9 protein-coding genes are annotated in these 11,997 nt (G+C 42.5%); 3 read left to right on the forward strand and 6 right to left on the reverse strand.

Annotated features, from left to right (window positions below; all coding sequences use genetic code 11):
• Positions 1–37: 37 nt before the first annotated feature.
• Together E1163_RS31595 and E1163_RS29210 are read left to right on the forward strand one after the other, a co-directional pair.
• Positions 38–1,072, forward strand: a complete 1,035-nt coding sequence (locus E1163_RS31595; protein ID WP_155177162.1) for a histidine kinase — start codon at positions 38–40, stop codon at positions 1,070–1,072.
• A gap of 3 nt (positions 1,073–1,075) precedes the next feature.
• Positions 1,076–1,828: a LytR/AlgR family response regulator transcription factor gene (locus tag E1163_RS29210; RefSeq protein WP_155177164.1), complete on the forward strand. Its 753-nt coding sequence runs from the start codon at positions 1,076–1,078 to the stop codon at positions 1,826–1,828.
• Positions 1,829–1,859: 31 nt separating this feature from the next.
• Here E1163_RS29210 and E1163_RS29215 read toward each other — a convergent pair whose 3' ends face one another.
• A complete protein-coding gene (locus E1163_RS29215; RefSeq protein ID WP_155177166.1) occupies positions 1,860–3,266 on the reverse strand; it encodes an MATE family efflux transporter in 1,407 nt (468 codons plus the stop codon).
• A 186-nt stretch (positions 3,267–3,452) separates the two neighbouring features.
• On the opposite strand from E1163_RS29215, the gene E1163_RS29220 reads away from it, so the two are divergent.
• On the forward strand, positions 3,453–5,423 hold the full coding sequence (locus E1163_RS29220; protein ID WP_155177167.1) for a tetratricopeptide repeat protein: 1,971 nt from the start codon (positions 3,453–3,455) through the stop codon (positions 5,421–5,423).
• Here E1163_RS29220 and E1163_RS29225 read toward each other — a convergent pair.
• From E1163_RS29225 to E1163_RS29245, 5 genes are all read right to left on the reverse strand, one after another.
• A complete protein-coding gene (locus E1163_RS29225) occupies positions 5,400–6,143 on the reverse strand; it encodes a phosphatase PAP2 family protein (RefSeq protein ID WP_155177169.1) in 744 nt (247 codons plus the stop codon). The two genes, E1163_RS29220 and E1163_RS29225, sit on opposite strands and share 24 nt — an antisense overlap.
• Before the next feature lie 93 nt (positions 6,144–6,236).
• Positions 6,237–7,466 (reverse strand): 4-hydroxy-3-methylbut-2-enyl diphosphate reductase, encoded by a 1,230-nt coding sequence (locus E1163_RS29230; protein ID WP_343034003.1) that lies wholly within the window; start codon positions 7,464–7,466, stop codon positions 6,237–6,239.
• 1,075 nt (positions 7,467–8,541) lie between these two features.
• Positions 8,542–9,882, reverse strand: coding sequence for a sensor histidine kinase (locus E1163_RS29235; protein WP_155177171.1), 1,341 nt, complete (start codon positions 9,880–9,882; stop codon positions 8,542–8,544).
• A 236-nt stretch (positions 9,883–10,118) separates the two neighbouring features.
• Positions 10,119–10,580, reverse strand: a complete 462-nt coding sequence (gene tnpA, locus E1163_RS29240; protein WP_155177173.1) for an IS200/IS605 family transposase — start codon at positions 10,578–10,580, stop codon at positions 10,119–10,121.
• A gap of 21 nt (positions 10,581–10,601) precedes the next feature.
• A complete protein-coding gene (locus E1163_RS29245; protein WP_155177175.1) occupies positions 10,602–11,978 on the reverse strand; it encodes a sigma-54-dependent transcriptional regulator in 1,377 nt (458 codons plus the stop codon).
• Positions 11,979–11,997 lie beyond the last annotated feature (19 nt).

Raw genomic sequence — 11,997 nt, forward strand, 5'->3', positions numbered from 1 at the left:
CGGGGAGTGGAAAGGAAAACTTTTGAGTTAAAACCCTGTGGAAAATAAAATTGACATCAACGATAAACTTGTTAGGATTATTGGTGTCCAGTTTTTTGGCATTATAATTCCCAATGCTACAGGATTGGTCAGCAGCAATGACAGGTCAGTTACTTACCTTATGCTGACCTACGGATATTTTATCCTGATCTCGTTTTTGATCTGGCAAGGTAACCGGTGGCTACTTTTCAGGCTGGAAGAGCGGTATAACTGGTTCATTAACCCGGCCCAGAAAGTGATTATGATCTTAGGGGCAAACATATTTTATACAAGTATGCTTGTGGTGGTAATGCTGCTGATCTGGTACCAGGCGGTAGGGCAAGAGGCAGACTGGGAAGTTATAAAAATCACGGCGGGAGTATGTGTGATCTGTGTAATATTTATAACACATACCTATGAAACGGTATTCCTGATCAAGGAGCGGGAATCGGACAAAGTAAAGACCGAGAAGCTGGAAAAAGCCCGGGTACAGGCCGAACTGGAGGCACTGAAAAATCAGATTGACCCGCACTTTATGTTTAACTCCTTGAACAGCCTTTCTTACCTGATAGAGTATGATCCGGCTAAGGCGAAGGAGTTTACGGAAAGCCTTGCAGAGGTTTACAGGTACATACTTTCCAATAAAAACCGGCGCCTGGTTATTTTGCAGGATGAGCTGCTGTTTTTACAGAAATACCTGTCTTTGCTGTATTTGCGCTTTGACGATGCTTTGCAGGTAAATTTCGAGATTGAAGAGAAAAGTAAAAACGAATACCTTGTACCTCCCATTTCTATTTTTATTGTGATTGAGAATGTAGTGAAGCACAATGAAATATCGAAGCGAAATCCTATGCAGGTTAATGTATCCATGAAAGAAGACAGCTTGCACGTTGAGAATAAAATAGTAGCAAAGAAAGTCCTTCATCATTCATCAAAAATAGGTCTGGCCAATCTTGAGGAGCGCTTTAGGATAATTGTAGGGAAAGGGGTGAGTACCGATGTAAGTGATGGCCGGTTTAAGATACAACTACCCATGTTAAAAATATCTAATTGAGCTATGAGAGTATTAATTATTGAAGACGAACCTACAGCAGCACAGAAGCTAATAAACATGCTAATGAAGTTAGATGCGCAGCTTGAGGTGGTAAATGTGATCCAAAGTGTTGAGGAGGCCATTAACTGGCTCCGTGAAAATCCGGCTCCGGATCTGGCATTCGTGGATGTACAGTTGGCCGATGACATTTCATTTGAAATATTCAAGAAAGTAGAGGTGAAGTTCCCTGTCATATTTGCTACAGCCTATGATGAATATATTTTGGAGGCGCTGGAGCATCACTCTATTGATTATTTACTAAAACCCCTTCAGGAGGAGCGCTTGGCAAAAGCTCTGGATAAGGTAAAAAGACTCGAATCACACTTCTTGCAGCACAGGTTCAATAAACTCTTTGAGGAGGGATTCGGCGGCAATAAGGCTAAGAAGAGGTTTTTAGTAAAGAGGGGAGTGGACTTTGTGTCTGTTGCCGCAAAAAACATAGCCTACTTTTTCACCGAGCATAAGCTGGTATTTCTCGTTAGCCGGGATGGTGACAAGTATATTGTAGATAAGACTTTAACGGAGCTTAATGACGAGTTGGATACTGATTATTTTTTCAGGGTAAACAGAAAATATCTTGTACACATCGATGCGATTGAAAAATTTAAATCTGAAAATGGCAAAATAGCGCTTTACCTGCTGCCGCCTACCCGTGAAGAAGTACATGTAAGTAAAGAGAATGCTCCTAATTTCAGAGGATGGATAGAGGCATCATAACTGAAGATAAAGCCACGATGCCTCTGCCAGATTAGATTTCTACCAGTTTCCAGCGCCCTTTCTTAAAAATGACGATGCTGGCTGCAGCCAATGCAGTAGAAGCAATGGCAATCGCTAAAAATATACCAATAGGACCAAGTCCGAAATAAACGGCCATGGCATATGCCATAGGCACCTCAAAAAGCCAGAAGCAAAACAGGTTTATAATAGTTGGCGTTTTAGTGTCACCGGCACCATTAAAGGCCTGCCCTATTACCATACCATAGGCAAAGAAAATATACCCGCAGGAGATCACCCTTAAAGCCAGGGCACCATATTTTACAACCTCGGCCTCGGAGGAGAATATCCTTACGAACTCTTCTGCCCAGGAGATAAACACTATGGAGATCAGGCCCAGGAAGATCATGTTGTAAAATGCACATTTCCATACTGATCTTTCGGCCCGGTCGGGCTGGCCTGCACCCAGGTTTTGACCTACCAGTGTAGCGGCTGCATTGCTCAGGCCCCATGAAGGCAGGATGGTAAACATGATTATCCTGAATGCGACTGCATAACCTGCCAATACCTCTGCACCAAAAACAGCGCTTATCCTTACCAGGAATAACCAGCTTAAAGTACCAATCATATACTGCCCTATGCCTCCCACAGAAACTTTTACGATTTTCCAGACTGTGTCCCAATGGATTTTCAGGTGTTTTAATTTTACCTGTACGATACCCTTTGCCCCGGTTAATACCACCAGTTGATAGGCCACACCTATACCACGGCCAATAGTGGTGGCTATAGCAGCACCTTCTATGCCGAATGCGGGTATAGGGCCAAGACCAAATATCAAGATAGGGTCAAGCACAATGTTGAGGCAGTTGGAAACTATCAGTACGCGCATGGCAATGGATGCATCGCCGGCTCCCCTGAAAATGGCGTTGATCAGGAATAAAAGCATGATGGTTACGTTTCCGGCCAGCATGATCATGGTGTAGCCATATCCTTCTTCCACCAGGTCTTTTTCACCGCCCATCAGGGTTAGTATATCTTTGGCGAAAAACATTCCGGCAGCACTGAATATCAGCGATGTCAAAATAGTAATAAAAATAGCCTGCACGGCTACATTATTGGCCTCTTCCGGCTTGTTTTCGCCAACACGGCGCGCTACCATGGCGGTTGCAGCCATGCTAAAGCCTATGGAGAGAGCATACACGATCATGATCACTGATTCGGTCAATGCCACTGTGGCAATGGCATTTACGCTTACCTTGCCTACAAAGTAAATATCAATTACTGCAAACAGAGATTCCATGATCATTTCAATAATCATAGGCACTGAAAGCATAAATATGGCACGATTAATACTGCCGCTGGTGAAATTTTTTTCAGAACCGCTTACGGCGGAGCCAATAGTAGAAAAGATCTTATATATAGATTGTAATATTGAACGCATGAATATCGGTTTTAAAGGAAATAAAAAATTAAAGACGTGCTTAGAAGTATGAACTTCCGAAGTTCATTTTCTTAGCGATCGAGAACCGATATTAACTTCATAGGCTTGAAAATTTGATCCGCTTTTGCGGTAAATGCTTTATATTAGTTCAATAGAGATAAAAACAACGTTTTAACAAACATTATTTTGCAATACATACCTCTTACGGTTGTTTTGGTTTTAAGTTGCCTGACCAGTCAGGTTTTTGCTCAAACCAGTATGATTGATAGCCTGAAAAATGTAGCAGCTCAGGCTGAATCTGATTCTGTGAAGATAGAATCCCTCAGACAATTGGGGGTACTTATGAGCGATCATGATGTTGCCATGGCCATAGACTACGTTAACCAGTCCATCGAACTTGCGAAGGCTCATGATTATGAAGTGCTTGAAGCGGATGCCATCAACTCTCTCGGGATTATTTATTATGGCATTGGCGACTATGAGCAAACCCTGGAATGTTTTTTAAAAGTTCAGGCTTTTCAGGAATCACGAGGCGATCTGAAAGGAATGTCGAGGATTTATAATAACCTCGGTCTGCTGTTTAAAGAGCTCGGGCGGTATGAAAAGAGCATCGATTACCTGGAAAAATCTGTTGAGCTAAAACTCAGGACTTCGGATACGTTAACCCTTTCATCTTCCTACAATAATTTAGGTGTGGTGTACCAGGAAGGGCTGAAAGATTATAAGCGTGCTGCCGAATGCCATAACAAAGCACTGATCATTGACAGGAGGAATGAAGATGACTATGGCATTTTTGTTTCCCTCGCCAATATTGGGCTGAACCATTTTAAGCTGGGAAACCTGGATTCGGCGCAGATGTACTATAATAATGCCGTAATGCTTTTTGATAAAACCGATGACAGGTATGTTAAGGCTGAGTTTTTGTATGAGTTTGGTTTGCTTAATGCTGCACTGGGCCAATACGACAGGGCCATAGAGAAGCATAACCTGAGTATAGAAATGGCCAAAAAAGCGGACATTAAGCTGTTGCTGAAAAACAATTATGAAGGGCTGTCAGACATTTACTCAAAACTGGGTGACTATAAGAAAGCACTGCAGTTCCACAAGATGTATAGCCAGGTTAACCGCGAGATTTTCAATGCTGACCAATCATCCAAAATAGCTGATGTTGAAACCAACTATCACATACAAACCAAGCAAAACGAGATAGAGCTATTGCGGAAGGAAGCCGAGATCAAGGACCTTAAAATCTATAATGACCAGATGGCTTTTTACTGGCTGATAGGTATGCTTGTGCTGGTAGTATTTATTGTGGTGCTGCAATACCGCAAAAATGTTTACAGGACCAGAACAAACAAGATATTAAAGCAAAAGAACCAGGAGATCATTGCCAAGAACCAGAACATCATGGACAGTATCCTGTACGCCAAAAATATTCAGGAGGCCATACTGGCGGAGAATGACCGGCTTAAATCCGTTTTTGAAGATGCATTTGTGCTTACCAAGCCCCGGGATATAGTAAATGGTGATTTCTATTGGTTTGCAGAAGAAGGCAGCCATGTAGTAATAGCCGCTGTTGACTGCACGGGGCATGGTATCCCTGCAGCATTTTTAAATGTTATGGGCAATTCTTTATTGAACCAGATCGTCAATGAAGAGAAAATTATTGAACCGGCTGAAATACTGAGAGAGTTGAACATCAGGGTGTTTAAAAACCTGAAATACGACAATGTTCAAAGTAAGTCCAATGATGGCATGGATATCGGTATCTGTCTTTTCAACCGGAGAAACAAAAAACTGGCTTTTGCCGGAGCCAAGCGTCCGCTTTATTATTTTCACAATCATGAATTAAAAGTGCTGAAAGGTGACCATTACCCTGTCGGGGGCATATTATATGATGAACATCGGGTCTATCATCAACATGAACTGGTTTTGGAAGCATCAGACAGCATTTATTTGTTTACAGATGGCATTGTGGACCAGTTTGGGGGTAAAGAAAATAAGAAGTACATGTACCCCCGGTTCAGGGAACTGCTGAAGAAAATAGCTACTGATCCTATGGCAAAGCAAGTGGAGGCTATTGAAGAGGAGATCAGCCGATGGCAGGGCAATAATGAACAAACCGATGATATACTAATGATCGGGGTGAGGATTTAGGCCTTTCTTGCGAACCTGGCGCTTTCTGTAAAGGTTGATAAAATTGAAAACTACGATACAGATAATGAGCCAAACCAAACCTGCAATAAAGCCGGCCAAAACATCGGTAGGGAAGTGAACCCCCAGATAGACACGGCTTAACCCAATGCTCAGGATCAGCAATACCTGAACCAGGATCAACAAAATTTTAAGCAATGTATTGGTCACGTGCTTATAGGTAAGGTAAATGAGAAAGCCATAGAAGGCTATGGCACTCATGCTATGACCGCTTGGAAAACTGTAGGAGTGCGCTACAACCAATCTTAATTCTTCCAGAGGCCTGGGCCTGCTGATCAGGTGCTTTATACCTACGTTCAGTAAAAAAGCAGAAAGAAGTACTATTGTGGCCTGCAAAGAAAGTTTCCACCGGTGGTGCCCGTGGTAATATAGCAGTGCGGCAATTAATGGAATTATAATGGCATAGGCTGTAACATCACCCAGGTCGGTGATAAAAGTTACTACCTTCGTGAACGTGTCACTTCGAAAGCTGTGAACAAATTCCGTGATCATGTCATCGAATTTTATAAGTTCATCAGCCTGCAATCTTTCAGTGATCTCTAAAAACGCATTGAGGGCAAACAGACAAACAATTCCGGGAATGATCAGTGAGAATACAAAAAGTAAGTATTCATTGGAGTGTTTTTCAAGTTCTGTTTTTAACCTTCTATACGCAGTGAGCATGTGTAAAAATAAACATTTCTTACTGAACCAAGCCCTGTCGCAATAACGGCGGGCGTAAAATACTAACAGGTTATCCCGATAGTTGTTTTATGGCTATGGTATTGAAACTATCTTCTTCACAAGGTCTTCCACGCTGGTAGCTTTCGGGAAGAAGCTCAGGATTTCAAGCATAACCCGATCAACCAAAGTATCAGGACATGAAGCACCACTGGTGAGAATTATGCGTATTTCCCGGCCTTTTGGCAGCCAGCCGTTAGTAACTTCCATCTTCTTTTCAGGGTAGTTGAAGTGATGGATCTCTTCTGCTGACTTGATCTCCTTTTCCGAGTTGATAAAATAGGTTGGAAATTTGCGTTCGCAAAGCTCAACAATGTGCGAGGTGTTTGAACTGTTGTAGCCTCCAACTACCATAGCCAGATCTGCAGTTTGCTCAAGGAGACCATATGTAGCATCCTGGTTATCATTGGTAGCATAGCAGAGAGTGTCCCTGGTATCGGCAAAGTGCTCACGGTAATTTTCCTGACCATGGACTTCTATCATTACCTGTTTGATGTAATCCGCTATCTCCTGAGTTTCGGTAGCCAGCATGGTGGTTTGGTTTACCACACCTACTTTATCAAAGTGCACATCCGGGTCAAAGCCTTCGGTGTACATTCCCTTGAACAGTTTATAAAATTCTTCTCTGGAAATGTTGCCTTTGATCACCTCACCAAGCGTCCTGGTCTGGGCGATATCCTTTACAATAACCGAAGGGGCTGTTTTTGAGCTATGGGAAAATGTAGCCCGTGTCTCTTCGTGGTTGTGCTTACCATGGATAATGATGGTGTGATTGTCCTCACCAAGTTTTTCAGATCGTTTCCAGACTTTTTCGACAAAGGGACAGGTGGTATTGTATTTCTGTACTTCGATACCGATTTCGTCAAGTTTTTTTTCTATTTCGAGTGTGGTGCCGAAGGCAGGAATGATCACGATGTCTTCCTTTTTAAGCTCGTCCCAACCGATGAACTGGGTGCCGTTCGTATCCATGATGAATTTAATGCCCTTACTCTGAAGGTCATTGTTAACCTCCTGGTTGTGGATCATCTGGCTTAACAGGAAGACCCTTTTATCAGGATTTTCCTCAAGCGCCTTATAGCTGATCTCGATGGCATTTTCAACGCCATAGCAGAACCCGAAATGCCTGGCAATGTAAAATTTCACCGGGCCGAAATCCAGCTCCGTCGGTGTAAAGTCTCTTTTACGTGGGTCTGTAATCCTCCTCGCCTCTTTGATCCTGCCGGTAATGGAAGATCTGTAATATTCAGGAATGTCGAATTTTTTGATAGCCGATCAGTTTTTGATATGGTGCAAAATTAGTGATTTGACAGGTAACATTTAAAATTGACAAACAGTTTTTAAGTAAAGGGAAATCTGCTGTCTGTCAGGGAGGTTTTCTTTAAGATTACCAGTTTAATAGGTGCAAGTCAGATGGTGCTGAGACTGTTGTTAATTGAAATGGTTAACTAGCCAGAGAACACCCTCAGACAACCTGCCTCAATGCTATTAAGCAGTTAAGGCGCTAGACTACATGTGCACATCTATTTTTTTGATAAGGAAATTTATTCTTAGAATGGCAAGCTTGCAGTACTAAATCGTGGCTTTACTAAACTTCCAAAAGTTTGGTAAAGCTTTACTGTTCAGAAGTATTAACAGCAGTAATACCGCCAAACTGAAGAAATTTGGAGCAATGGATCGGAAAATAAAACATGTAATGTGAATAACCCGCTTTTGCCGATTGCCATTAAACATCCAAAGGCACAAAAACAAAAATGGGGACTTTTCTTGAAGAAAAACCCCCATTTCATAGCATTGCAACCTTAATTGCAACGTATGCCAAGTTACAGTTATCCAGCTTCACCGGCGCTTTGCCTAAGCAAAGTTCAGGATCTGGCTTTCATGATAGTACTCAAACGATACGATTTTATCATACTCAAAAAAGTTACCTTCTGCAGCTTTGCCATTTCAGATCGCCAACCAGTCGTTGTGACCCCTTCAGTATACTTTTTCAAATCCGGTATCAGGTTCTCAAAACTAGTTTGAGGGTGCCGACCAGACCGTTCTATGAAACCGCTTTGCTGTGACTTTAGTCATTTCAAATTATCAGCCGAATGGCCTTAAACTCCTGAATAGCGTATTTCTCATATCACCACTACTTACCTGACACTCTTTTGTGTCTGCCGTGATCATCTCTCACTTGGTTTATCTAAGGTCGTAACAATATCTTTGCGGGCAAAAAAATCGGAAGGTTTGTTTCCCACAACTTTCCCACCGGTTTTGACCCCTAAAAGCAGGTGGTTATGCACATATTTTCAGTGATAATCACACGATTATCCACATTTCGCAACACAAGTCTTGAAAATCAGAATTCAAGATGGAATACAGTGCCTTTTTTTAGCTCTGACTGCACCGTGACACTGCCATTGTGGAGCTTCATGATCTGCCGTGCAAAGCTTAACCCTATACCTGTGCCTTTCTTTTTTGTGGTATAAAACGGTGTAAATATCCGGTCTATGGTTTCTTTCGACATGCCCGGGCCGTTGTCTTCAATCGTCATGGCTATTTTTCTTGCCCCGGCTCTCCTTACGGCTATGGAAATTTCTCCGTTTTCTGCTCCATCCAGAGCTTCAATAGCATTTTTTATCAGGTTGATCAAAACCTGCTCCAACAGCTCATGATCGGCCTTTACTTTTAACTCGCGGGCTTTTATATCCATTACCAGCCTGATGTTCGATTTTTCAAGATCGGGTTTCAATAGTGAAGTTAACCGCTCTATCATGCTCACAATATTGACATCAGTGATCTTTAGCTCAGGGGTTTTGGAAAAATCCTTATAGGCATTGACAAATTTTAACAAACCTTTGCTTCTGTTTTCTATTGTTTGAAGGCTTGTTATGATATCCTCCTGGTCATCGGCAGGGAGCTTCGAAAGGTCTTCATTATGCAGCATCTGGTTGATGGCACTGCTTAATGATACAATCGGGGTGACCGAATTCATAATTTCATGGGTCAATACACTGATCAGCTTTTGCCATGCTTCCACCTCTTTTTGCTCCAGTTCGATGTGGATGTTTTGCAGGAGCACGAGTCTGAAACTCTTGTTTTGAAGGATAAAATCTTTGACATGGAGTGAAAGCTGTATGATTTCATCTTTTATATACGCTTTGATCACCTGTCGCTCACCGGAGTGTAAGGTGACAATGGCTTTGTGTAATGCAGGGTCTATAGCTTCAATATCCTTGATGTTTTTGAGATACGGTTTTTTCAGCAGGTTTTTGGCTGCCGGATTTATTAGCTCTATTTCCCCATCACCGGTGTAACTGATGATGGATATTCCAATATTCTCATTTAAAGTGCGGAGGTATTGATACTGAGACTCCTTTTCAATGCTGATCTTCTGAAATTCTTCAATGACGGCATTAAAAGCCTGACTTAATTGTGCCTGGTTTGATCCCTTGCCTGTGCCCTTAAAAATATTGGTGAAGCTGCCTTGCTTGATGGACAGGAGAAATTGGGTGAGGTCGCTGTTTGTCTTTTCTACATACCACGTGAGGCTGGTAGCCACGGAAATAAGCAAAATACCGATAACAATAGGAGTGAAAAGCCATTCGGTTTTGATCAACACAAAAGCCAGCACCAGGGACAGTACCATGATCAGCAGCACCCGGATGATAATATTTAGTCTAAAGTTTTTGAGGTTCATATTTCAGGTCGCTCCTACGGAGCTGATTTTCTGTGAGAAAGATAGGCTATAAACAGGTCGCCCGTACCGGGCTTATTCTATATTTTGTCCAATTTGATACACACTAAGCGGTGAGCACGAACCCTATAGATTTTGGACAATTCAATTCAATTTAGGACATGAATTTAGCCCGGTACGGGCGACCTGTCTATAGAAAATATTATTGTAAACACCAGCACCATAGGTGCGTTCTGTCCTTATTCGATCCATTCAAACAAATATTTTTCGTTGTAGTCAACATTGAATTTATTTAGAAAAGATACATATTCTTCTTTGAATGATGTTCGTTTATGGCGTTCCTCCTGATTATTGATATAGTTTATGACAACACCTAACTGAGAATGTGCATAAGAAAAAGCACCGAAACCAGTTTGCCATTGAAATTTTCCTTTAACCCAATTTTTGGCACTTATAAAGCTTGATGATCCTGCCTTAATATCCCTTACAAGATCAGAAAGCGCGATTGTTGGTTTTAGTCCAACCAGAATATGTGTATGGTCTGGCATACAATGAATGGCCAATAGTTTTTGACCTCTCTTGGAAATAATGCCACTGATAAACTTGTGGAGTTCTTCTTTATGAGCTTTTGGAATCAGACGTGCCCTTCCTTCTACGGCAAAAACGATGTGAATGTATATTTGGGTGTACGTATTCGGCATGATCAACATTTGCGTTCAAGGCTAATATCTGATCCCATACTTATCCATTTTCCGGTAGATGGTGGTGCGGCCGAGGCCTAGCTCTTTGGCGGCTTTGCTGATGTTGCCTTTGTTTTTTGCAATAGCCTTTTCAATAGTACTCCTTTCCACCTCATCCATATTGATGCTGTCGCTGGAAGTAGTACTTGCTCTCTGGTCGGTCAGTAGAAAGCTGTCCTGACTGAGCACATTGTCATCGGCCATGATCACGGCCCTTTCTATGGCATGCTGCAGTTCGCGGATGTTGCCGGGCCACGAGTGGTTACAGAGGTACTCCATAGCTCTTTTATTGATAGAAAGACTGGTTTTTCTGTACTTCTGTGCATAAACATTTAGAAAATGTTCTGCCAATAAAGGTATGTCTTCAACTCTGTCGCTTAATCTGGGCACGTGTACTTCAACTGTGTTGATGCGGTACAGCAGGTCTTCCCGAAATTTGCCCTCAGCTACCATCCGGAGCAGGTTGCTGTTGGTAGCTGCTACTATACGACAGTCTACCGGAATGGGCGTATTGCCTCCAACCTTTACAATTTCCTTATGCTGAATGGCCGTCAACAATTTAGCCTGCATGGGAAGCGACAGGTTGCCGATTTCATCAAGGAATAAGGTGCCTCCATGTGCCAGTTCAAACCTGCCCGTCCTTTCCTCCCGGGCATCAGTAAAAGCGCCTTTTACATGGCCAAACAGCTCGGACTCAAACAGGTTTTCGGAAACAGCTCCCAGATCCACCTTGATGAAGACGCTGGCACTGCGGTCGGACTTATTGTGAACTGACCGGGCTATCATCTCTTTGCCTGTTCCATTGTCTCCCAATATCAGCACATTGGCATCTGTGGCGGCCACTTTGTCTACCGTGGAGAAAATCCTTCTCATAGGTTCAGAGTGTCCTATAATGGTCTCTTCCGAGGAGGTTAGCAACTGGTTAAGGCTGCTGTTTCTGCTCTTCAACTCTTCTACCTCCTTTTTGGACTGGCTATGGTTATAAGCAGCATGAACCGTAGCCTGGAGCTTCTCATTTTCCCATGGCTTTACCACAAAGTCGGCAGCCCCTATTTTCATAGACTCCACGGCCAGTTTGATGTCTCCATACGCAGTCATCATGATCACCTGCTGGGTGGGATTTTTGGTCATGATATTCTTTAACCAAAAGAGCCCTTCTTTACCACTGGTAGCGCCTGCAGTATAGTTCATGTCCAGCAGTATTACCTCATACCGGTTATGGTTGATCAGAAAGTTAATTTGCTCAGGGTTGCTCTCTACGGTAATGTTGGTAAAGTGCGGTTTCAAAACTATTCTGGCCGTGTGCAGTACATCCGGGTCATCATCAATAACCAGAATATTGGCAGCTACTTTATTCATAAAACACCTGTTTAAAAAA

Origin of the sequence: Fulvivirga kasyanovii (assembly GCF_009711405.1) — a bacterium.
GTDB classification, from domain to species: domain Bacteria; phylum Bacteroidota; class Bacteroidia; order Cytophagales; family Cyclobacteriaceae; genus Fulvivirga; species Fulvivirga kasyanovii.

Coding starts and splice junctions, on each gene's coding strand:
- E1163_RS29210 (WP_155177164.1), top strand. CDS start 1,076: ATGAGAGTATTAATTATTGAAGACGAACCTACAGCAGCACAGAAGCTA.
- E1163_RS29235 (WP_155177171.1), bottom strand. CDS start 9,882: ATGAACCTCAAAAACTTTAGACTAAATATTATCATCCGGGTGCTGCTG.
- E1163_RS29215 (WP_155177166.1), bottom strand. CDS start 3,266: ATGCGTTCAATATTACAATCTATATATAAGATCTTTTCTACTATTGGC.
- E1163_RS29225 (WP_155177169.1), bottom strand. CDS start 6,143: ATGCTCACTGCGTATAGAAGGTTAAAAACAGAACTTGAAAAACACTCC.
- E1163_RS29245 (WP_155177175.1), bottom strand. CDS start 11,978: ATGAATAAAGTAGCTGCCAATATTCTGGTTATTGATGATGACCCGGAT.
- tnpA (WP_155177173.1), bottom strand. CDS start 10,580: ATGCCGAATACGTACACCCAAATATACATTCACATCGTTTTTGCCGTA.